The organism is Streptomyces sp. SID9727 (assembly GCF_010550605.1).
Classification (GTDB): domain Bacteria; phylum Actinomycetota; class Actinomycetes; order Streptomycetales; family Streptomycetaceae; genus Streptomyces.
On sequence record NZ_JAAGNI010000043.1, the window covers coordinates 1 to 22,686 of the forward strand.

Genomic DNA, 22,686 nt, shown 5'->3' on the forward strand with positions numbered 1-22,686 from the left:
TGCTCGCGGCGGCGGTCGCCGTGGCGGCGATCGGCGGGGGAGCCGCCGTCCTCCAGGCGGGCGGCTTCGGCGAGGAGCCGGACGAGGGCAAGGCCCGCACGGTCGCCGCGCCCGTCGGCACCCTGCCCGACGGCTTCACGCCCTGGCGCGTGACCGTGCCGGGCGGGCGCGAGGACATCCCGGACGAACTGCGGTGCGTCGCCCGCGCCGACGCCGTGTTCTGCGGGGGCGGCGGGGTCGTCGCCGCCCGGATCGACCTCCGGGACGGTTCACGCACTTGGACGGCGAAGAGCCCGGGCGTGCCCGTCCAGGGCATGCACCTGGTGGGCGCCACCGACGACACCGTGCTCGGCTACCGGATCGCCGCCCAGGACGACCCGCGGGGCACCTCCGACGAGGTGGTCGCCCTCGACGCCGAGAGCGGCAAGGAGCTGTGGTCCACGCCCTCGGGCGCCCAGTCGACGGCCGTCACGGGCCGGACCCGGGACGCTGTGGTGCTCGGCACCGACGTGATCACCGTCGACGCGTCCGACACCGCCCTGGAGGCCCGGGACGCGCACACCGGCGACCTCGCCTGGACGGCGCCGTTCCCCGCCGGCTCCCGGTGCGCCCCCGTCCCCGTGGGCACCCGGCTGCTCGCCATGTGCGCGACCGACGCCGAGCTCGACGCCTCGGCGGTCCGCCACCCGGCCCTGTACCCCCTCGACCCGGCCTCCGGTACCCGGGGCGAGGCCGTCGCGGTCGACGGCCCCGCCGTGCCGGTGGGCGTCACGGACGGCCGGCTCGTCCTGCTCAGGGAGCACCTGGAGGGCCCGGCGCTCACCGGGTACGACGCGGTGGTACAGGTCGACCCGGCCTCCGGGAAGGTCGCGGACGCCCCGCTGCCCACCACGTACGCGGGCACGCCCGGCATGGCGGACGGCACCGTGTACATGAGCGGGCAGACCGGCCGCGTCACCGCGTTCGACCCCGCCACGGGTCGCAGGAAGTGGTCCCGGCAGACCAGTGTGGAGGGCGCTTCGGGCCCCGTGGCCGGGAACGGCGCGCTCTTCTTCAGCTCCGCCACCGGCCGCGTGGTCGCCCTCTCCCCGTCGGACGGCTCGGTGCTGTGGGCGACGGACCCGAGTGCCGACGGCCTGACCGGCGAGGTGGGCGCGAGCCCCCGCGTGACCGTCGCCGGACGCGCGGTGATCGTGACGGCCGCCCGGAACACCGTCTTCGCCTTCGACACGGGCCACCCGCCGGCGACGGGCTGACCCGGCGCCCCGGCTCACCCGCTCCGCCTACAGTGGCCCGCATGAACCGCTGGACCGAACTGACCGGAGACTCCTCGGGCGAGGACTACGCCGCCCGTTTCGAGGCCCTCGCCCGCAGCGGCAAGGACATGCACGGCGAGGCGCGGTTCTGCGCCGCGCTGGTGCCCGCCGGGGCACGGGTGCTGGACGCCGGCTGCGGCACGGGCCGGGTCGCGATCCGGCTCGCGGAACTCGGCTGCGACTGCACCGGGGTGGACGTCGACGCCTCGATGCTGGCCGTCGCGCGCGAGCAGGCGCCCGGTCTGCCCTGGTACCGCGCCGACCTGGCCGCGTTCGACCCGGAGTCGCTCTCCATCGAACCGGGGTTCGATCTCGTCGTCGCTGCGGGCAACGTGATGGCGCTGCTCGCCCCCGGCACCGAGGCCACCGTCGTCGCCCGCCTCGCCGGGGCGCTGCGCCCGGGCGGTCTGCTGGTCGCCGGGTTCGGCCTGGATGCGGCCCATCTCCCCGTACCGCCCGGCCTCACGCTCGCGGAGTACGACGCCCACTGCGCCGCCGCCGGGCTCACCCCCGTCGACCGCTTCGCCACCTGGGACGCCGCCCCGTACGACGGAGGCGGCTACGCGGTCAGCGTGCACCGGCGGGGCGACGACGAACGCTAGGGCCGGTCTGCCAATTCCCGCCCGCCGCATCGTCCCCCGGGGCGGGCGACGCGAAGGTCAGGCAGGCCCTGGGCCGAAGCCGCGGACTCACGATCCGACCCTGGTCCGGACCTCTGTTCCCGGAGGGCCTGCACACGGCGGCCGTTGATCATTCCATCGCGTGTTCGTATTGACTTGGACTAGGTCCATCGTAGGATCGGTTCCGGCCCAGCCAGGGCAGGACGCCCTCCGGGCGAGACCGGTCAGGCCACCGCCCCCACATTCTCAGGGCACCGAGATCCGCCCCGTCCGGAAGGAATTCCATGACTGAGAACCACGACGCGATCGTCACCGACCCCAAGTCGGAGGAGGCCGGCGGCTGCCCCGTCGCGCACGGTCGCGCGCCGCACCCCACCCAGGGCGGCGGTAACCGCCAGTGGTGGCCGGAGCGGCTCAACGTGCGGATTCTCGCCAAGAACCCCGCCGTGGCCAACCCGCTCGGCGAGGACTTCGACTACGCCGCGGCGTTCAACGCGCTGGACCTGCCCGCCGTCAAGCGGGACATCGCCGAGGTGCTGACGACCTCGCAGGACTGGTGGCCCGCCGACTTCGGCAACTACGGTCCCTTCATGGTCCGGATGGCCTGGCACAGCGCCGGCACGTACCGCATCAGCGACGGCCGCGGCGGCGCCGGTGCCGGCCAGCAGCGCTTCGCCCCGCTCAACAGCTGGCCGGACAACGCGAGCCTCGACAAGGCGCGGCGCCTGCTGTGGCCGGTCAAGAAGAAGTACGGCAAGAACATCTCCTGGGCCGACCTCCTCGTCCTCACCGGCAACGTCGCCCTGGAAACCATGGGCTTCGAGACCTTCGGCTTCGGCGGCGGCCGCGCGGACGTCTGGGAGCCCGACGAGGACGTGTACTGGGGCCCCGAGACCACCTGGCTCGGCGATGAGCGCTACACCGGCGACCGCGAGCTGGAGAACCCGCTCGGCGCCGTGCAGATGGGTCTCATCTACGTCAACCCGGAGGGCCCCAACGGCAACCCGGACCCGATCGCCGCGGCCCGCGACATCCGCGAGACGTTCCGCCGGATGGCGATGAACGACGAGGAGACCGTCGCCCTCATCGCCGGCGGCCACACCTTCGGCAAGACGCACGGAGCCGGTCCCGCCGACGCCGTCGGCCCCGACCCCGAGGCGGCCCCGATGGAGCGCCAGGGCCTCGGCTGGGAGAGCTCGTACGGCACCGGCAAGGGCGGCGACACCATCACCAGCGGCCTCGAAGGCATCTGGACGGACACCCCCACCAGCTGGGACAACAGCTTCTTCAACATCCTCTTCGGCTACGAGTGGGAGCTCTTCAAGAGCCCCGCGGGCGCCCACCAGTGGCGGCCGAAGGACGGTGCCGGCGCGGGCACCGTGCCCGACGCGCACGACCCGTCGAAGAGCCACGCCCCGACCATGCTCACCACCGACCTGTCGCTGCGCTTCGACCCGGCGTACGAGCAGATCTCGCGGCGCTTCCACGAGAACCCGCAGGAGTTCGCCGATGCCTTCGCCCGCGCCTGGTTCAAGCTGACCCACCGCGACATGGGCCCGGTCGTCCGCTACCTCGGCCCCGAGGTCCCGCAGGAGACCCTGATCTGGCAGGACCCGCTGCCCGAGCGCACCCACGAGCTGATCGACGCCGCCGACATCGCGGCGCTCAAGGAGAAGGTCCTCGCCTCCGGCCTGTCCGTCTCCGACCTGGTCTCCACCGCCTGGGCCTCCGCCTCGTCCTTCCGCGGCAGCGACAAGCGCGGCGGCGCCAACGGTGCGCGCATCCGCCTCGAACCGCAGAGCGGCTGGGAGGTCAACGACCCGGACCGCCTGGCGGGTGTCCTGCGTACCCTCCAGTCCGTCCAGGAGTCCTTCAACGCGGAGCAGCGGGGCGGGAAGCAGGTCTCGCTGGCCGACCTGATCGTCCTCGCGGGCGCCGCCGGGGTCGAGAAGGCGGCCAAGGACGCCGGTACGGACATCGAGGTGCCGTTCACCCCGGGACGGGTCGACGCCTCGCAGGACCAGACCGACGTCGAGTCCTTCGTCGAGCTGGAGCCCGTCGCGGACGGCTTCCGCAACTACCTCGGCAAGGGCAACCGGCTCCCCGCCGAGTACCTGCTGCTGGACCGGGCGAACCTGCTGAATCTGAGCGCGCCCGAGATGACGGTCCTCGTCGGCGGTCTGCGCGTGCTGGACGCCAACCACCAGCAGACCTCGCACGGCGTGTTCACCGACGCGCCGGGCACCCTGACCAACGACTTCTTCGTCAACCTGCTCGACATGGGCACGACGTGGAAGTCGACGGCCGACGACCAGAGCGCCTTCGAGGGCCGCGACGCCGCCACCGGTGAGGTCCGCTGGACCGGCACCCGCGCCGACCTGGTCTTCGGCTCGAACTCCGAACTGCGCGCCGTCGCCGAGGTCTACGCGAGCGACGACGCCAAGGAGAAGTTCGTGCGCGACTTCGTCGCCGCCTGGGACAAGGTCATGAACCTGGACCGGTTCGACCTCGTCTGAGTACGACGTGAGGGCCGGCCCCGCACGGGGCCGGCCCTCACGTGTGTCCGGATGACGTCAGGCGGTGGCCACCGCGAAGACGTGGATGATCCCGCCGTCCGTGGTGGCCGGCAGCGTCACGGACGCGAGCCGCTTCCCGGCCTGGAGCGCGATCGGCGCGGTCGTGAAGACCTCGGTGCCCACCGGGTCCTTCCCGCCGCCCTGCACGTCGCGGTAGTCGGTGTGCACCGCCACCGTGTTCCCGTACGACGGCTGCTGCGAGCCGCCGCCCAGCGTCCAGTCGCTGAAGCCGATCCCGGCCTGCTGCGTGGAGCCGTCCGTGTACGTGAGCGTCACCGTGCCCGATGCCTTGCCCTCGGCCGCGCTGCCCAGGAACGCCAGCTTCGTGTCACCCTCGTCGGAGGGGACGTTCAGCACCTGGGGACTCGTACCGGCCACCTCGATGTTGTCCGGGTCACCGGCCTCCACCTTCGGCCAGGTGAAGTCGAAGCCGCCCGAGGAGACCGTGGAGCCCGCCTTCGCACCGGCCGCCGCCAGCGCCTCGGCCGAGTAACTCCAGCCCTCACCGTCGAAGTTGGCCTGCGGATTCTTGTCGTCCGCCGAGATGCCGGTGCTGTTGCGGTTCCACAGCAGGCCGTTCTTCTTCGCGACCGTCACCGCCGCCGACGTCTTCGGCAGCTCCGTGCCCGCCGACGAGGTCAGCGTCACCGGGACCGTGTAGTAGCCCTCGGCGGTGTCCTTCCCCGCCGACACGGTGAGCTTCGCCTGCGCCGCGCCGCTCGCCGGGACGGTGAAGTCGCCCTCCGCCGGGGTCACGGTGACCCCGTCCGGCGCCTGGGCCTCCCAGTGCACGGTGGTGGCCTTCGTCTGCAGGCTCTGCACCTTGACCACGGTCTGCGCGCCCTCGGCGCCCGGCTCGACCTTCAGCTGGTCGGGCGAGGCGCCCGTGAAGTACTTCAGCCCGCCGCCGGGGAAGGACGGCGGCGCGTCGGCCGGTGCGCCGCCCCAGGAGGTGTCGGGCGTCGTGCCGAGCGTGAAGTCCAGCCGCCCGCCGTGCTCCACGAGCGCGTCACCGACCCACGGCTTCGTGGACGTACGGCCGTTCACCTTCAGTCCGTGGATGTACGTGTGGTCCGCCGAGGCGGCCGGCGCCTCGATGGTGATCCTCTTGCCGTGCCCGGTGTGCACCACCGCGTGCGGGAACAGCGGCGCGGTCAGCGTCAGATCGGCGCGGCTCGGGTTCTGCGGGTACATGCCGAGTGCGGAGAAGACGTACCAGGACGACATGGTCCCCGCGTCGTCGTTGCCCGGGATCCCGCCGGGGCCGTCGGTCCACAGCTGGTCCAGTTCCGCGCGGACCGTCTCCTGCGTCTTGTACGGGGCGCCGAAGTAGTTGTACAGGTACGGCGCGTTGATGTCGGGCTCGTTCGTCGGGTCGTAACGGGTGGCGTCCTTCGCCGAGAAGTCGAACGTCCCGTCCGGCGTGCGGAAGAACGCGTCGAGCCGCTCCGTGGCCCGCTCGTTGCCGCCCATCGCACCGGCGAGACCCGCCACGTCGGAGTACACCATCCACGTGTACCGGGCGCTGGTGCCCTCCACGAACCCGGTGCCGGTGCCGGGCGTGAAGGTGCCGGCCCAGCTGCCGTCGGACTTCCGGTCGCGTATGTACCCGCCGTGCTCGGTGGCGTTGGCGTCGAAGACGTTGGTCCAGTTGCCGGACCGGTCGAGGAACTTCTTCGCGTCCGCCTTGTTGCCCAGCCGCCGGGACAGCTCGGACAGACCGTAGTCGGCCGCCGCGTCCTCCAGCGTCTCGGCCGCCCCGCCCCAGCAGTGGCAGTTGTCCGCCGGTACGTAACCGAGCTCCAGGTACTTGTCGAGGGCGGGGCGCTGGCCCACGCACTCGACGTTGCAGCCGGAGCTGTCGGAGTCGTTGGCGGTCGGCACGGTCGCCGCCGTGACCAGGGACTTCAGCGCGCCCTTGACGTCGAAGTCACGGCCGCCGAACGCGTAGATCCCGGCGAGCGCCGCGTCGGACGGGTCGCCCGACATCACGCTCGTCTTGCCGTTCTCCAGCAGCCAGCGGTCCCACTCGCCGTCGCGCTGGTTCGCGTAGTTGAACAAGGACTGCGCGTAGTCGCTGCCCGCCCTCGGATTGAGCAGGGCCATCAGCTGCACCTGCGCCCGGTACTGGTCCCAGCCGGAGAAGGTGCCGTACTGCGCCTTCTGGCCCTTGGCGAGCCGGTGCGGCTCGCGGTCGGCGCCCAGGTAGCGGCCGTCCACGTCGCTGGTGAGGGTCGGCTCCAGCATGGAGTGGTAGAGCGCGGTGTAGAAGGCGGTGCGCTGCGTGTCGGTGCCACCGCCGATCTCGACGGCCTTCAGCGCCTTGTTCCAGTTCGCGGCGGCCTGCCGCTTCACCGCGTCGAAGCTCTTGCCGGGCCCGTTCTCCTTACGGAGGTTGGCCTCGGCGTTCGCGGCGCTGACGTACGAGACGGCCACCTTGGCGCGGGCCTGCGTGGTGCCGTCCGCGAAGGTGACGTACCCGCCGGAGCCCTTGCCCGCCACGGCGTTGCCGGACGAGCTGTAGCCCGTACCGCCGGAGGCGGAGGTGGAGCCGGGGGTGAGCGTGCCGTCCTTCCAGGTGCCGGTCTTCGCGAAGGGCTTGTCGAAGTGGGCGGTGAAGTACAGCGTGTAGAGGTCCTTGCGGTTGTTCGCGCTCTGCGGCCCGCAGAAGTTGCCCGCCGTGACCGAACCCGTCACCGTCCGCGCGGCCTTGTCGATCCGCACGGTGGCGTCGGTGCTGCCGGTCTCCGAGTTGGAGGTGCGGAAGAGCAGGCTGGCGGGCTTGTCCGCCGGGAAGCCGAACTCCCCGGACCCCGTCCTGGCGGTCGTGGTCAGCGCCGCCGAAGCACCGCTCGCCAGGCCCACCTTGTAGTAGCCGGGGGTGGCCGTCTCGTCGTCGTGCGAGAAGTCGCTCGCGTACTTCGCGTCGGTGGTGTCCGAGGTGGGGGAGGAGTCCACGTCACCCACGTACGGCATGATCGGGATGTCGCCGTTCGCACCCGAGCAGCCCACGCCGTTGAGGTGGGTGAGACTGAAGCCGCGGATCTTCTTCGCGTCGTACTGGTAGCCGCCGGGAGCGGGCGTCGAGACCTGCTTGCCCCGCGAGTTCTGCGGGCTCCACGCCAGCATGCCGAACGGCTGCACGGCACCCGGGTAGGTGTTGCCCGCGTTGGACGTGCCGATCAGGGGATCGACGTACGAGACCGGGTTCTTCACGAGGTCCCTGCCCGGCGCGGCCGAAGCCGGGACGGCGACCGCGAGCCCCGCCACGGCCATGGCGGCGGCCGTGACGGAGCCCACGGCCCGGATCGCGGTGTGCGTACGACGTGTGTGCGTCTGTGGCACCGTTCCTGCCCTTCTGATGTGACGGACGGTCAACGCGGCGCGAGGCCGGCGCCGTGACCGCGAGGGAACGGCGTCGTCCCGACAACGTTGTCAACGACGTGAGGATGCTCCTCCTGCCGGTCCGGGGTGTCAAGGCTCCCCGGAATCCATCCGTCCGGCCGGGCCGCCCTCGCGCGACAGCCCGGCCCGCGCATCCGGTTGTCGCTCCGTCAGCGCAGGGACGCCGGAAGCGCCTCCCGGTGCAGGATGCCCAGCCGCTGCGTGGCACGGGTCAGCGCCACGTACAGGTCGCTCGTCCCGAACCGGCCCGGCTCCACCACCAGGACGTGGTCGAATTCGAGGCCCTTGGCCTGCCGGGGCCCCAGCAGCACCACGGTCCGGGTCAGATCCGGCTCGCCGCCGGGCGTCACGCCGTCCAGCGGCGCCGCGATCTCCTCGTGCAGCTCGCGCGGCGCGATCACCGCGAGCCGTCCCTCGGCGGGCGTCAGCTCCCCGACCGCCCGTGCCACCGCGCCCGCCAGATCCGCCCCCGCGTCGCGCACCCAGGGCGCCTCGCCCGTGGAGCGCACCGAGCCCGGAGGCTCGAACGAGGGGTCGACGGCCCGCAGCACCTTCGCCGCGACCTCCATCACCTCAGCCGGCGTACGGTAGTTGACCGCGAGCCGCACATGCTCGTACCGGTCGCCCACGTACGGCTCCAGGATCTCCCGCCACGAGCCGACCCCGGCCTCCTCCGAGGTCTGCGCCGGGTCGCCCACCAGCGTCATCGACCGGGTCGGGGACCGCCGCATCAGCAGCCGCCACGCCATCGGCGACAGCTCCTGCGCCTCGTCCACGATGATGTGCCCGAACGCCCACGTCCGGTCGGCGGCGGCCCGCTCCGCCGCACTGCGGTGGTCGGCCTCCTCCTGGCGCTCCGCCATCCGCTCCGCGTCGATGATGTCGTGGGCGGCGAGCAGTTCCGACTCCTCGTCCTCGAACTCGAAGGACTCCGAGCCCCGGGACAGTTCGAGGACGCCCTGGGCATACGCGATCCGCTCCTGGCGCTCGGCCTCGGCCGCCGCCCGCTCGGCGCTGTCGTCCACCCCGAGCAGTTCCGCGGCCTCGTCCAGCAGCGGCACGTCGGCCGGCGTCCAGGCGTCCGCGCCGGGCGCGCGCCGGATGGCCGCCGCGTCCGCCTCCGGCAGGTGCACCGGCTCGGCCAGGTAGTCGGCGAGGAAGCCCTCGGGGGTGAGGGCCGGCCACAGCTCCCCGATCGCGGCGTGCACCTCCTGGCTGACGGCGACCGCCTTGCCGAGCTGGGCGATGTCGTCCGGGCCGAGGAAGTTGGGCCCGCCGTACGGGTCGGCGCCGATGCGCTCGGTGAGCTGGGCGGTCAGCGCGTCGATGATCCGGAACGCGAAGTGCGGCCGGGCGAGGTTGTGCGGCAGCCGGGTGTCCCGGGCCGCCTGCCGGGCCTCGTAGGCGATCTCCCAGTCCAGGACCAGGTCGCCGTCGTCGTGCGGGACGATCAGCGGGGCGCCCGGCTCGGGCAGCAGTTGCCGGTCCCGCACGGCGAGCGCCAGCGCCTCGGCCATGGGCGCGCCGCCCTTCACGGCCGCGGCCCGGGGCGTGTCCGTGCCGCGGGCCCGGACGCCGGGGAACAGCTCGGCCTGGGTGGCGAGGAGGACGCCGGTCTCGCCGAGCGAGGGCAGCACCTCGCCGATGTAGCTGAGGAAGGCCGGGTTCGGCCCCACGATGAGGACCGCCCGCTTGGCCAGCAGCTCCCGCTGCTCGTACAGCAGGAAAGCCGCCCGGTGCAGGGCGACGGCCGTCTTGCCGGTGCCGGGCCCGCCCTCGACCACCAGGACGCCCCGGTGCGGCGCCCGGATGATGCGGTCCTGCTCCGCCTGGATGGTCCGCACGATGTCCGCCATGCGTCCGGTGCGCGCCGAGTTCACCGCGGCGAGCAGGACCGTGTCGCCGCTCGGGTCCTCGAAACCGGTGCGCTCCTGGTCCGCGACGTCCAGGATCTCGTCGTGCAGCTCGGTGACCGTGCGCCCCTCGGTCGTGAGGTGGCGGCGCCTGCGCAGACCCATCGGGGTGTGATGGGTGGCGAGATAGAAGGGGCGGGCGACCGGGGCGCGCCAGTCGATCAGCAAAGGCGTGTGCTCGCTGTCGTCCTCTCGGATTCCGATACGGCCGATATGGTGCGCGACGCCGTCCGTGAGATCGATACGGCCGAAACAGAGCGAGCCGTCCACCGCGTTCAGAGCGGCGAGCAGACCGGAGCGCTCGGCGACCAGGACATCGCGTTCGAGGCGGGCCTGCTGCCCGGTGCCGACCGGCGTCAGGGCGTCCTGGACCTGCTCGGCGGCGTCACCGCGCAGAACGTCGACACGGTGGTGGAGCCGGTCGATGTATTCCTGTTCCTTCTGCAATTCGGCGCTTTCCCGAGTTGACAAAACAGCTCCCTGACGGATATCGTGATTCTTGTTGGCCCCGCGAGGGGCCTTTTTCTGTGGACACACAGAACCACTCAATATACGTGAGCAAATCCCCGGGCCGCAATTGCGGTCCGGGGATTTCTCGTTGTCCCGGGAGCCTCGGTGCCGCGTCTACGCCAGGACCTCGCGCAGCCGGGCGGCGTACGCGCGGGGATGGGTGGTGTTGCCGTTGTGCCCGCCGGGGAAGGCGACGGTCTCCCGCCCCACCAGGTCGGCCAGCCGGTGCGCGCACTGCGCGACGAAGACGTCCGGTGAGGTGACGGCACCGCCGGCGGGCACGATGCGTACCGGCGAGGTCCGCAGCGCCTCCTGGTCGAGTTCGGCCTCGACGACGGCTGTGAAGTCGCGCGCGATGAAGAACCCGAAGTTGGCGGCCCGCTCCGGGGTGAGCGGCATCGGAGTCAGGTCCGGCTCGGTCTCCTGGCGGGCCGGGTCGATGCCGAGGACCCGGGCGATCTCCGGGAGCGCGGCACCCAGTCCGCCCTCGCGGTGGACCTGCTGGAGATGGATGAGCTCCGCCGCGTGCGCGGTGCGCGGGCCGGCGGGCAGCAGGGACGGGGAGACCGGGTCGTGCGCCACGAGGGTGCGGAGCTGCCCGGGGTGGGCCACCGCGAGGTGGAGCCCGATGGCGGCGCCCATGCTGCATCCGAGCATCAGGGCGGGCTCGTCGGTGAGCCGGGCCAGCAGCCGGTGGACGTCGTCGGCGTGCTGCTCCATCGTCACGCCCTGTGCCGGGTCGGCGAGGGTACTGCGGGACAGGCCCCGGCGGTCGTAGGAGACCACCGTGTACCGGTCGACGAGGTGGCTCGCCAGGTCGGTGCTCCGGCCGGCGTCGCCCTCGCCGCTCTGCGCGATGAGCAGCAGCGGCCCGGTGCCCCGGACCTCGTAGTACAGGGTCGCGCCGTCGGTGTCGAGGAACATCGGGTCTCCCGGTCGGTGAGGTGTCCGGCGCGGGGAGCGCCGGCGGTGCCCCCGACGTTACTCCATCGTTTTAGATGCATCAAGAGAGATGTATCAGGGAGGATGCATCTCCCAGCGATACATCGGTAGTGATGGATGGGGATAGGGTTCGCTCCATGAGTACCTCGATGACCCCGGTCCAGCTGTTCCTGCTCGGACGGACCCTGATGAAGATCGGTGAGCAGGCGCTCCCGGAGCCGTCGGCCCCGGCCGGCGCCGTGCAGCGCGGAGGCACCCGGGCGGCCCTGGTCGTGCTGAGCGACGTCCTGGGGCACCAGGACACCTCCGTGAGCGAGATCGCCGCCCGCACGGGCCTGCCGCAGAGTCAGGTCTCGGGTGCCGTGGCCCGGCTGAAGGAAACCGGCTCGTTCGTGTCCGCGCCCGATCCGGCCGATGGCAGGCGGCAGTTGATCCGTACGGCCACCGAGGTGTCGGAGCGGGTGGCCGAGGTGCGGTCCGCCCGGATCGACGACGCGTTGAGCGCTGCGCTGGGCACCGACGACCCGGAGACGATGCGCAGGATCGGCGCGGCGTTGGACGTGCTCGCCCTGCACCTCACGCCGGAGGCCGCGGCGGACCCCCGGACGTGAGGTACGGGCGCTCAGATCTCCTTCAGCAGCGCGTCCGTCGTCGTCACGACCGCGCAGCGGCCCGCCGCCCAGCGCAGCGCCATGTCGTGGTCCTCGCGCGAGAAGTCCGCGACCGCGTCGGCCACCACGAAGGCCTGGATGTCGCGCATCCATGCGTCCGCGGCGCTCATCAGCACACCGATGTGCGCGTACACGCCGGTGATCACCAGTTGGTCGCGGCCGCCGTCGCGGATGAGGGATTCCAGCTCGGTGCGCACGAAGGCGCTGTACTTCCACTTGGTGAGCACCGTGTCGCCCGGCGCGGGTGCCACCTCGTCCGGCGAGGCGAGGGCCTCCGGGTCGTCCGCCATCCCCGGCCCCCAGAAGTCCAGCTGGAGACCGCGCTCCTCGGCGCTCTGGCCGCCGCGCTGCGCCGAGTGCACGACGGGTATCCCGGCCCGGCGGGCGGCCTCCATCACGCGGGCGGTGTTCGCGAGCATGCCGGTCAGCGGCTCCTCGCCGGAACGGTACGCGCGCAGGAAGTGGTTCTGGAGGTCGTGGACGAGCAGCACGGCGCGCGCCGGGTCGACGGTCCAGCCGACCCGGTTCGCCGGGAGCTCGTCGGCGCCGGGCAGGGGATAGGGGGCGATGGCGGGAAGTGCCATGGGAGCAGCCTTTCGGTGCCGCGCGGAGCGGTCTCAGTTCTGTGCGGGGGGAGTTGACGCGGAGGCGGGAGCCGCATCGGTCCGCAGGCCCTTCTTGCTGATCTTGCCGATCCCCGTCTGCGGGAAGACGTCCACGAACTCGACGAGGTCGGGCACCTTGTACGCGGCGATTCCGTGGGCGCGCACGTGCCGCTTCACGGCGAGCGCCCCGGGCGGTTCGGCGCCCTCGCGCAGAATGACGTACGCCAGGGTGCGTTCACCGAGATACGGGTCGGCCACGCCGACCACCGACACGTCGTGCACCGACGGGTGGGCCAGGATGATGTTCTCGACCTCCTCGGGTGCGATCTTCTCGCCGCCCCGGTTGATCTGGTCCTTCGCCCGTCCCTCCACGACCAGATGGCCGCTCGCGGTGCGGCGCACGATGTCGCCCGTGCGGTAGAAGCCGTCCTCGGTGAACGCGGTCCTGTTGTGCTCGGGGGCGCGCCAGTAGCCCCGGATCGTGTACGGACCCCGGGTCAGCAGATGCCCGAACCGCCCGTCGGGGACGTCCTGTCCGGCGTCGTCGACGATGCGGATCTCGTCGTCCTCGGAGATCGGCCGGCCCTGGGTGCCGACGATCGTCTCGTAGTCGTCGTCCAGCCGGGTGTAGTTGACGAGTCCCTCGGCCATCCCGAAGACCTGCATGAGCCGGCAGCCGAGCGCCGGTTCGAGGCGCCGGGCCGCCGTCTCGCTGTACTTGGCGCCGCCGACGAGGATCAGCTCCAGGCTCGACAGGTCCTGCTCCGCCGAAGCGGCCGCGTCCGTCCACACCAGGGCGAGCGGCGGGACCATGCCCGTCATGGTGACGCGTTCCCGTTCGATGACAGGGAACGCCGTGGCCGGATCGGGTCGCGGGCAGAGGACGACGGTGCCGCCCGCGTACAGCGTGCCGAGCCAGCCGGGCGAGCTCATCGGGAAGTTGTGCGCGGCGGGCAGGAGCACCAGGAAGCGGGTGTCCGCGTCGACGCCGCAGATCTCGTTGGAGCCGCGCAGCGAGTAGATGTAGTCGTCGTGCGTACGGGGGATGAGCTTGGGCACCCCCGTGGTGCCGCCGGACAGCTGGAGGAAGGCCAGGTCGTGCGGCTCGGGCCCGTCCTCCGGCGCCCCGGCCGCGTCGCACGGCACGTCGGCCAGGGCGGTGTGCCCGCCCGGATCGCCGACGACGAACACGTGCTTCAGGGTGGGCGCCTGCTCCCGTACGGCGGTGGCCAGCGCGCGGTGGTCGAACCCCGCGTGCTGGTCCGGGATGACGTAGGCGACAGCCTCGGCGAAGGAGCAGAAGTAGCCGATCTCCGTCTCACGGTGGGCGGGCAGCGCGTACACGGGGAGCGCGCCGATGCGGAAGAGGGCGAAGACGACCTCGGCGAACTCGGCGATGTTGGGCAGCTGGACGACGACCCGGTCGCCCCTGGCTATTCCGCGCGCCCGGAAGCCGGCCGCCAGCCGGGCCGCGCGCTCGTCCAGCTCCCGGTACGTCCAGGCGCGGCGCTCGGGTGCGGGGTCGATCAGCGCGACGCGGTCGCCGTGGGCCTCGGCCCGTTCGCGCAGCACGCTCGTGAAGGTCTCGCCGCGCCAGTGCCCGGCCGCGCGGTAACGGGCGGCGAACTCGGCGGGCCAGGTCGGGGCGTCTTCGTACGGTGAGGCGGTCATCGTTCCAGGGCTCCAGGGGGCGTTTGCGGGGTGCCGGGCGGACGGGTCAGGCGCGCAGGGTCGCGCCGCCGTCGACGTACAGGTCGTGCAGGGTGATGTGGCGGGCCCGGTCGGACACGAGGAAGGCGACCGCCTCGGCGATGTCGGCCGGGTCGGCGATCCGGCCGAGCGGGATGCCCGTGCGGTAGCTCGCCGGGTCGCCGGCGATGACGCGCTGCGCGGCGGGCCCGTCGTCGTGGGCCTCATCGGCGGGCCACATCCCGCGCTGCATGTCGGTGAGCGTGGAGCCGGGCGAGACGGTGTTGCAGCGGACGCCCCGGGGGGCCAGTTCCAGACCGAGGCACTTGGTGAACATGACGGCCGCGGCCTTCGACGCGGCGTACGCCGCCATGGTCGTACGGGGGATGCCGGCGGCGTTGGACGCGACGGTGACGATGCTGCCCGCGCCCCTGTCCGCCATCCGGCGCCCGACGGACCGCGAGACGTGGAACACCCCGTCGGTGTTGACGGCGAACGTCGCCCGCCAGTCCTCGTCGGTCAGCTCGGTGACCGGTGAACAACGCAGTATCCCGGCGACGTTGACCGTGATGTCGAGGGCGCCGAGCGTGTCCTCGGCCTCGGCGACCAGGGCCTCGACGGCCGCGGCGTCCGTGACGTCCAGCGCCCGGGCGACGACGTCCCCGTCGTGCTCCCGGGCGAGGGCGTCGACCCCCTCCGGGGCCGCGTCGGTCGCCAGGACCCGGCAGCCGCGCGCGACGAGGGTCCGCACGACCGCCTCGCCTATGCCGCGCCCGGCTCCCGTCACGAGGGCCAGCCGGCCGGCGAGTTCCCGCTCGGCGGGGGCGGCGGGGCGACGGCGGGAAGAAGAGGCGGAATGCGGCGCCATGGTCCTGGGATCTCCCTGTGACGGTGAACGGGGAACGGCAACACTTAGGTAAGCCTAACCATAGAGTGATCACGCGGACCAGGGGGCCGGAATCGGTGCCTGGGCCGCCCGTGCCGCACGCTATGCCCTTTTTATGCGTACATGGGCTTATAGCCAATTACGGGCGATCTAGACGGTTTTGATGCTGACGGAAGCGCTCAAAACGGACGAACAGGGATATTGTGCGCCCAGTGGGCAGCGTCACGTCGGCCGTTTCTGACGCGGGATCCGATCGCCCGGTTCCCAGTCGTGCCAAGTAATTTGACTGCCCCCGGCGCCGGCGATCATGAATATTTCCTTTGATTGATCTTGCAAAACAATTGTGATCAGCAATTCCGGGCTTGTTCCGGCCGTCGTTTCTCGCTTACGGTCCCGTCATCAATCCGGATGGAACGCCGAATCCTGCCGCCGTCCGGGAACCCGACCACTCACGTACGGCAGGAGCGGGGGACCCAAGGTTTGCCGCCGGTCCGGAATCCGGAGCGGCTAGGGGTGAAGTCGCCATGCGCGACCGGACATCTCCAGTCCGAACCCGACAGCTCACCTCGCAGGCGACGGAGAGGAAATACCCCATGCCCTTCACGGGTAAGCACCGTCGTGCCAAGTCCGCGTCCCTGACCCGCGGTTTCATCGCTGTCAGTGCGGGCGGAGCCGTTCTCGCGCTCCCCCTGATCACGGCCGGATCGGCCTCCGCCGCCCCCGCCAAGACCGTCGTCGCCGAAAAGGCTTCGGCCTCGACTTCCGCTGCCGGCAAGGAAATTGCCGTGCGCAAGGCCGCGTCCACCACCTATTCCGTGGTGTCCGGTGATTCGCTTTACAAGATCGCCCAGGGGTATTCCCTCAGCGGCGGCTGGGAGCGGCTGTACAAGGACAACCGCGGTGCTGTCGGCAGCAACCCCGACCTCATTCACCCGGGTCTGAAGCTCACCATCGGCGCCGCGTCCGAGGCCGCCGCCCCGAAGGCCGCGGAGAAGAGCGAATTCAAGGCGGAGACCGCCGAGAAGAACGGTGACACCGCCCCCCGGGCCGAGAGCGCCGACCGTGCCGACCGCTCCGAGCGCACCGTCGTCCCGGTCGCCGCCGAGAAGCCCGCCGAGACCCAGGCGGCCGTCGCGTACACCGACGACCTCGACGGCTGGATCAAGGAATCCCTGGCCGTCATGGCCGAGCAGGGCATTCCCGGCAGCTACGACGGCATCTACCGCAACATCATGCGCGAGTCCTCGGGCAACCCGATGGCGATCAACAACTGGGACATCAACGCCGTCAACGGCACGCCCTCCAAGGGCCTGCTCCAGGTGATCCAGCCCACCTTCGACGCCTACCACGTGCCCGGTACGTCGATGGACATCTACGACCCGGTCGCCAACATCACGGCCGCGTGCAACTACGCCGCCGCCACGTACGGCTCGATGGACAACGTCTTCGGCGCGTACTGATCCACACCTGCCCCGTGCTCGGGGCAGTGCGTGAGCAGGGGTGGAAAGAAGCGGAAGCGCTCCTTTCCACCCCTTTGGTCTGCCCGGCCGGCGGCGACGGACGTCCCGCGGCCCGCTCACCACCGCTCCGGTCGAGGACGGGGGCGCGAGGCGGCCGACGCGGGGCCGCCGTGCCCGGCCGTCCCGGAGTGCGGGGGCGCGGCCGGGCGTGGATGCTGGAACGGTCAGCGTCTCTAGGAGGTCAGTCATGAGCATGCTCGACAAGATCAAGGACATGATCAAGGGGCATCCGGACCAGGCCCGCCAGGGAGTCGAAAAGGGCGGCGACTACGTCGACAAGAAGACCGGCGGCAAGTACGGCGGTCAGGTCGACTCGGCCCAGCAGAAGATGAACGACCAGTTCGGCGACCGACCGCCGGGCGAGGGCCGGTAAGCGCCCGCACGGATCGTGAGGGAGCGGTGGACGCCACACAGCCGTGGCGTCCACCGCTCCCACGCGTCGCACCCCGTCGGCCGCGCGGGCCCGGCGCGCCTCCGACGTGCCGCCCCCGCCGCCCGGGGGCATCCTGACTGTGTGACCTGGCACGGCGCGGCCGGGCGGCTGCCCTCCGGCCCGAGCGGCGGCCCGCCCGGAGGACCCGAGGACGGCTGGGCGCCGGACGACCTGTCCCTGGCGCTCGCCCAGTCCGTCGTGAACGCCATCGAGGCGGTCGGCGGCCGGGCCGGCGGGGTCTACCTCCCGTCCCGCACCCCCGGCCTGCTCCGGCTGGCCGTGCTCGCGGGCCTCCCCGGCCCCCTGTTCCGCCCCTGGTGGCGGATGCACGTGAACCGGCCGTTCCCCGTCGCCGAGGCGTTCCGCACCGGCAGCCCGGTCTACCTCTCCGACGCGGAGGACGCCATGCGGCGCTTCCCGCAGCTGATGGCCGGACTGCCGTTCCCCTTCGGCTCCCTGTACGTGCCGGTGCCGCGCCGCCGCCGGCCGGTCGGCGTCCTCGTCGTCCTGCGCGCCGCGACCGGCGACGAGCCGGTGTCCGCCGCCGACCGGGACCGGCTCCAGCACATCGCCCGCGGCCTGGGCACACAGCTGGCCGCCCTCGCGGAGGCGGGCGTCCGGCCGGAGTGGGAGGGCGAACCGCTCCCCGTACAGCTGCCCGCCAGGACGTCCCCGCCCGTACGCATCGGCCGCTTCGACTGGAACCTCGCCACCGGTGCCGTCGAGGCGGACGACGACCTGTCGGCGATCCTCGGCACCGGAACCGGGCGCTTCCCCGGCACCATCGGGGCCCTGGCCGCCCGGCTCGCACCGGAGGACGTCCACGGCCTCTGGGCGCTGGCCCGGCAGGCGGCGGGATCCGGCGGCCCCGTCGTCCGCCGGATGCGGCTGCGCGGCCCGGACGGGCGCTCCCACCTGCTGGAGGTCTCCGGACGCCGGCAGGACGACGAGGGGCCCGGCGGGCACCTGACCGGCTTCCTGGTGGACCTGGGCATCGGCCCGGTCGTCACCGAGGCCGCCGACCGGCTGCCGCGCGGCATCTTCTCGCTCGACCGCTTCGGCCGGATCACCTACGTCAACCCGCTCGCCGAGGACATGCTCGGCCGGCCCCGCGCCGCGCTGGTCGGCCGGGTCTTCTGGGAGGCGCTGCCCTGGTTCGCCAACCCGGCGTACGAGGACCACTACCGGGCCGCGATGATCTCCGACGCCCCGGTCCACTTCCTCGCCCGCCGCGACCCGCCGCCCTGGCTCTCCGTCTCCCTGTACCCGGGGCAGGACGGCCTGACCGCCGTCCTCACGCCCGCCGAGAAGCCCGCCTACGCCCCGGACTCCGTCGTCACGCCCGGACTGGGGCTCGGCTCACCGGCCGACCGGTCCGCCGCCCTCTACCGGCCGGTCGCCCTCGCCATCGCGCTCACCGAGGCCGTCACCGCCCGGCAGGTCTCCCGCGTGGTCACCGAGGAGCTGCTTCCGGCCTTCGGCGGCCGGCAACTGGCGATCTACCTGCTCAAGGAGGGCCACCTCTACCTGGAGTGGGAGACCGGCTTCCCACCGGGTTTCCTCGACCGGTTCGACGCGGTCGGCCTGGACGCCCGCATCCCCGGCGTGGAGACGCTCACCACCGGGCGCCCCCTCTTCTTCGAGTCGATGCAGCGCCTGGCCGCCGCCTACCCGGGCATCCCCATGGAAACCGATGTCGGCGCCCGTGCCTTCCTCCCGCTCATCGCCTCCGGGCGGCTCGTCGGCTCCTGCATCCTCGGCTTCGACCAGCCACGCGGCTTCAGCCCCGAGGAGCGCACGGTCCTGACCGCCCTGGCCGGCCTCATCGCCCAGGCCCTCCAGCGGGCCCAGCGCTACGACACCGAGGCCGCCCTCGCCCGCGGCCTCCAGGACGCCCTGCTGCCGCACCGGCTGCCCGCCGTCCGCGGCATCGACACCCAGGGCCGCTACCTCGCCGGCACCCAGGGCATGGACGTCGGCGGCGACTGGTACGACGTGATCGAGACCCGCGGGCGCCTCGCCCTCGTCATCGGGGACGTGCAGGGGCACGGCGTGGCCGCCGCCGCGACCATGGGCCAGCTCCGCAGCGCCGTACGGGCCTTCGCGCTCAGCGGCCACGACCCGCAGGAGGTGATGAGCGGTACCAACCGCCTGCTCATCGACCTGGACACCGGCCAGTTCGCCAGCTGCTGCTACATCGTGACGGACCCGGCCACCGGCCGGACGCACGCCGTGCGCGCCGGGCACCCCCAGCCCGTTCTGCGCCGGCCCGACGGCACCGCCGAGGTCATGGAACTCCCCGGCGGCATCGTCCTGGGCATCGACGCCGAGGCCGCCTACCCCGTCACCGAACTGCACCTCGACCCCGGCGCCACGCTCGCCCTGTACACCGACGGCCTGGTCGAACAGGCGGGCATCGACATCGACGTCGGGGTCGAGCGGCTGCGCTCCACCCTCGCGGGCCGGGGCGCCGCCCCGCTCGCCGACACGGCCGACCATGTCATCCGCCGCGCCCGCCAGGCCGCGGACCGGCCCGACGACATCGCGTTGCTCCTCGCGGCCCGGTGGACGGGGGAGGACGCCTGACGACAGCCTCGGCACCGGGGCCTCAGCGGCCGAGCCGCCCCCGCGCCGGGGCGGTGGACAGGGACACGGCCAGCTCCGCGACCGCCGGCAGATGGTCGTTGAGGAAGAAGTGCCCGCCCGGCAGGACCCGCATCGCGAACGGGCCCGTGGTCGTCTCGCGCCACGGCCCCACGTCCTCCGGCGCCACCTCCGGGTCCCCGTGCCCGGTGAGGGCGACGACCGGGCACGACAGGAGACCGTCACCCGGTACGTACCCGGCGACGGCCTCGTAGTCGGCGCGCAGCGCCGGCAGGATCATGTCGAGCAGCTCCGGATCGGCCAGCACCGCCGGGTCCGTGCCGCCGAGCGCCCGGACCCGCGCGAGCAGCGCCTCGTCCGACTCCGGCCGGCCGGACCGAAGCCGCGAGGGCGCCCGCCTGCCGGACACCATCAGCGCCGTCGCCCCGTGGCCGGATACGCCGGACAGCCGCAGCGCCACCTCGTGGGCGAGCGAGGCGCCCATGCTGTGCCCGAGGAGGACGCGCGGCCCGGCCGGCTCGGGGCCGGCCGCCAGGGCCTCGGCGATCAGGTCGGCGAGCCGGTGCAGATCCTCGACGGGCTCCTCGCGGTAGCGGTCCTGCCGGCCCGGATACTGCACCGCGCGCACGTCCAGCGCGTGCCGGACGACGTCGGACAGCGGACGCCAGAACCCCGCCGCACCGCCCGCGTGCGGGAAGCACACCAGCTCCGCGCGGGCGTCCGTGCCGTGGTAGCGGCGCAGCCACGTTTCCGGGCGCGCGCCCGCCGTTCGGCCGGTCTCTTCGGTCTCTTGCCTGTGCATCGGTTGCCTTCGGTTCTCACGTCTCGTGTGCGGGGCGTCCACCGGCGGACGGTGAACACGTTCCTGCTCAGCGGCGCCGGGCGCCCGGCGCGGGCACCAGGCGGACCGCCGTGTTCAGGACATGGTCGATCACGTCGCGCGAAGGGTGCTCCGTGAGGTTCGTGAGGAGCCGGGCCAGGGTGTTGAGCAGGGCCGGCGAGCTCATCACGTACCGGTTCAGCACCGGCTGGAAGCCCGACCGGCTGAAGATCAGATCGGCGGCCGTGTTGCCGAGCCGGTAGTAGCGGCCCCAGCGCCGGTTCATCTCGGCCGGATAGTGGCGCAGCGCCCGCTCCCGCCGCGGACCCGGCGGCAGCGCCAGCGCGAGCGCCGTCGTCTCGGCGGCGACCTCACCGGCTTCGAGGGCCTGCCCGATGCCCTCGCCGTTCCACGGGCTGACCATGCCCCCGGAGTCACCGACGAGCAGGAGCCCCCGGGTGTACAGCGGGTGGCGGTTGAAGCCCAGCGGCAGGGCGGCGCTCCGCACCGGCCCCTCGGCGTTCTCCTCCCGCAGTCCCCATTCCGCGGGCGTACGGGCGAGCCACCGGTCCAGCGTGGCCCGCAGGTCCGCGCTGCCGTGCCGGCGGTGGGGGAGCGCGCCCAGACCGACGTTGACCCGGCCGTCCCCCATCGGGAAGATCCAGCCGTACCCGGGCAGATAGGCGTCGCTCCCCGGGAAGCGGAGGTCGGCCCACAGCTCCAGGAAGTCCTCCCGGGAGCGCTCCGGGCTGCGGTAGTAGCGCCGGGCGGCCGTGGCGATCTGCCGCTTGGCGTCGCGCTGGAGGCCCATCGCGAGCGCGATCCGGGCCGAGGCTCCGTCGGCGGCGATCACGACCGGGGCCCGGTGCACCACGGGCGCCGTCCCGGCCACTGCCGCCACCCCGGTGATCCGGCCCGCCCGGTCGGTCACCGGCTCCTTCACCTTCACCCCGGTACGCAGCCGGGCACCGGCCGCGACGGCGTGCCGGGCCAGGATGTCGTCGAAGTCGTGCCGGCTGCGGGTGAGCCCGAAGTCCGGGAAGCCGCCCAGCGCCGGCCAGTCGATCTCCACCTGCCGAGGGCCGGCCACCCAGCGCATTCCGCGCGACCGGGCCCAGCCGGGGGCCTGGATGTCGACGCCCATGCGGATCAGCTGGTGCACCGCGCGCGGCGTCAGGCCGTCCCCGCACACCTTCTCGCGCGGGAAGCGGGACTTCTCCAGGAGCAGCACGTCGACCCCGGCTCTCGCGAGGTGGTAGGCGGCGGACGAACCGGCCGGGCCCGCACCGACGACGATGACCTGCGCCTCCTCGGCCGCGTCGTGAGCGGTCTCCTCGTCCGGCGGCGACTGCTCTGCACGCGTCTCCCGCATGGGGCTCCCTCCTCGGTCCGGCGCCGCCGCCCGGGGACGACGACCCTGTACACCGCCATCCTGCCGGTTTCCCGGGCCCTGGGGAGGGTGATCGAAAAGGCCGGTGCCCGGTACCGGACCGTTCATACACGGCCGGGTGACCCGGGCCGTGTCCGGAAGGTCCGGGCATGGTCCCGGCCCGAGGTCCCGCCGATCAGTCCGGCGGCCTGCGCCCCGCGTCGGCGAGCAGCCGTTCGATGCGGTCGAAACGCTCGTGCAGCAGTCGCTCCGTGTCGTCCCGCATCCGGCGCGCGGCGTGCTCGGCCTCGGCGGCCAGCCGGTGACGGCGCCGCTGCTCGTGCCCGACGAACCAGGTCGCGAGCGCCGCCGTGACCATCCCGTACGTCGTGATGCCGACACCCATCACGACGACGGCGACGATCCGCCCCCAAGGCGTCACCGGGAAGAGGTCTCCGTAACCGACGGTCGTCGCGGTCTCCACCGACCACCACAGCCCCCGCGGATACGAGGTGATCGTGGCGTCCGGCGCGTGCCGTTCGGCCAGGACCACCAGCCAGGAGCCGACCAGCACGGTCAGGGCGAGCAGCACCGTCGCCCAGCCCGCCGCCTTCAGATGCAGCGAGCGGTTCTCCCGGCCGAGCAGCAGCTCGACGGCCTTCGTCAGGAATACAGGCACCATGTGCGGATCATCGGGCGACGGCGGCGGTCCCGGCGCCCGGGCGCGCGCCCGCGCCCGCGTGTCACCCGATCGCGCCCGGCCCGGCCCGTCCGGGGCACGCGGACCGGTCCCGCACGCCGATCGCC

General features: G+C 72.7%; 16 protein-coding genes and 1 riboswitch. Of the genes, 7 read left to right on the plus strand and 9 right to left on the minus strand.

The features are described 5' to 3' along the window. The 3 genes from G3I41_RS02495 to katG form a co-directional block, all read left to right on the plus strand. Window positions 1-1,256 (plus strand): PQQ-binding-like beta-propeller repeat protein (locus tag G3I41_RS02495; RefSeq protein ID WP_164398653.1); only part of this gene is annotated, 1,256 nt, incomplete at its 5' end. A 41-nt stretch (window positions 1,257-1,297) separates the two neighbouring features. Beyond that, entirely contained in the window at window positions 1,298-1,918 is a 621-nt protein-coding gene (locus G3I41_RS02500) for a class I SAM-dependent methyltransferase (protein ID WP_164398654.1), read from the plus strand. A gap of 302 nt (window positions 1,919-2,220) precedes the next feature. Further along, entirely contained in the window at window positions 2,221-4,452 is a 2,232-nt protein-coding gene (gene katG / locus G3I41_RS02505; protein ID WP_164398655.1) for a catalase/peroxidase HPI, read from the plus strand. Between the two features lie 57 nt (window positions 4,453-4,509). Here the strand turns inward: katG and G3I41_RS02510 are convergent, their stop codons facing one another. The 3 genes from G3I41_RS02510 to G3I41_RS02520 all read right to left on the minus strand — a co-directional run bounded on the left by G3I41_RS02510 (window position 4,510) and on the right by G3I41_RS02520 (window position 11,264). Continuing rightward, window positions 4,510-7,788, minus strand: coding sequence for a GH92 family glycosyl hydrolase (locus G3I41_RS02510; protein WP_203600070.1), 3,279 nt, complete (start codon window positions 7,786-7,788; stop codon window positions 4,510-4,512). A 278-nt stretch (window positions 7,789-8,066) separates the two neighbouring features. After that, window positions 8,067-10,277 (minus strand): AAA family ATPase, encoded by a 2,211-nt coding sequence (locus tag G3I41_RS02515; protein WP_164398656.1) that lies wholly within the window; start codon window positions 10,275-10,277, stop codon window positions 8,067-8,069. Between the two features lie 177 nt (window positions 10,278-10,454). Beyond that, complete coding sequence (locus G3I41_RS02520) at window positions 10,455-11,264, minus strand: alpha/beta hydrolase (protein ID WP_164398657.1); 810 nt, start codon at window positions 11,262-11,264, stop codon at window positions 10,455-10,457. Between the two features lie 167 nt (window positions 11,265-11,431). Here G3I41_RS02520 and G3I41_RS02525 point away from each other — a divergent pair, with 167 nt between their 5' ends. Next, window positions 11,432-11,893, plus strand: a complete 462-nt coding sequence (locus tag G3I41_RS02525) for a helix-turn-helix domain-containing protein (protein WP_164398676.1) — start codon at window positions 11,432-11,434, stop codon at window positions 11,891-11,893. Between the two features lie 11 nt (window positions 11,894-11,904). On the opposite strand, the gene G3I41_RS02530 is transcribed toward G3I41_RS02525, so the two are convergent. The 3 genes from G3I41_RS02530 to G3I41_RS02540 are packed head-to-tail and all read right to left on the minus strand — an operon-like array spanning window position 11,905 to window position 15,115. After that, window positions 11,905-12,537 (minus strand): isochorismatase family protein, encoded by a 633-nt coding sequence (locus G3I41_RS02530; protein ID WP_164398658.1) that lies wholly within the window; start codon window positions 12,535-12,537, stop codon window positions 11,905-11,907. Between the two features lie 33 nt (window positions 12,538-12,570). Continuing rightward, window positions 12,571-14,229, minus strand: coding sequence for a (2,3-dihydroxybenzoyl)adenylate synthase (locus G3I41_RS02535; protein WP_164398659.1), 1,659 nt, complete (start codon window positions 14,227-14,229; stop codon window positions 12,571-12,573). A gap of 46 nt (window positions 14,230-14,275) precedes the next feature. Continuing rightward, complete coding sequence (locus tag G3I41_RS02540; RefSeq protein WP_164398660.1) at window positions 14,276-15,115, minus strand: 2,3-dihydro-2,3-dihydroxybenzoate dehydrogenase; 840 nt, start codon at window positions 15,113-15,115, stop codon at window positions 14,276-14,278. 422 nt (window positions 15,116-15,537) lie between these two features. Further along, window positions 15,538-15,723, plus strand: a riboswitch (cyclic di-AMP (ydaO/yuaA leader). Between the two features lie 3 nt (window positions 15,724-15,726). On the opposite strand from G3I41_RS02540, the gene G3I41_RS02545 reads away from it, so the two are divergent. The 3 genes from G3I41_RS02545 (at window position 15,727) to G3I41_RS02555 (ending at window position 19,672) form a co-directional block, all read left to right on the plus strand. Then, on the plus strand, window positions 15,727-16,593 hold the full coding sequence (locus tag G3I41_RS02545; protein ID WP_164398661.1) for a LysM peptidoglycan-binding domain-containing protein: 867 nt from the start codon (window positions 15,727-15,729) through the stop codon (window positions 16,591-16,593). 247 nt (window positions 16,594-16,840) lie between these two features. Then, complete coding sequence (locus G3I41_RS02550) at window positions 16,841-17,026, plus strand: antitoxin (RefSeq protein WP_164398662.1); 186 nt, start codon at window positions 16,841-16,843, stop codon at window positions 17,024-17,026. A gap of 141 nt (window positions 17,027-17,167) precedes the next feature. Further along, on the plus strand, window positions 17,168-19,672 hold the full coding sequence (locus G3I41_RS02555) for a SpoIIE family protein phosphatase (RefSeq protein ID WP_164398663.1): 2,505 nt from the start codon (window positions 17,168-17,170) through the stop codon (window positions 19,670-19,672). A gap of 22 nt (window positions 19,673-19,694) precedes the next feature. Here the strand turns inward: G3I41_RS02555 and G3I41_RS02560 are convergent, their stop codons facing one another. From G3I41_RS02560 to G3I41_RS02570, 3 genes are all read right to left on the minus strand, one after another. Then, complete coding sequence (locus tag G3I41_RS02560; RefSeq protein WP_164398664.1) at window positions 19,695-20,492, minus strand: alpha/beta fold hydrolase; 798 nt, start codon at window positions 20,490-20,492, stop codon at window positions 19,695-19,697. 67 nt (window positions 20,493-20,559) lie between these two features. Next, a complete protein-coding gene (locus G3I41_RS02565; protein ID WP_164398665.1) occupies window positions 20,560-21,882 on the minus strand; it encodes a geranylgeranyl reductase family protein in 1,323 nt (440 codons plus the stop codon). 193 nt (window positions 21,883-22,075) lie between these two features. Then, on the minus strand, window positions 22,076-22,561 hold the full coding sequence (locus G3I41_RS02570; protein WP_164398666.1) for a potassium channel family protein: 486 nt from the start codon (window positions 22,559-22,561) through the stop codon (window positions 22,076-22,078). Window positions 22,562-22,686 lie beyond the last annotated feature (125 nt).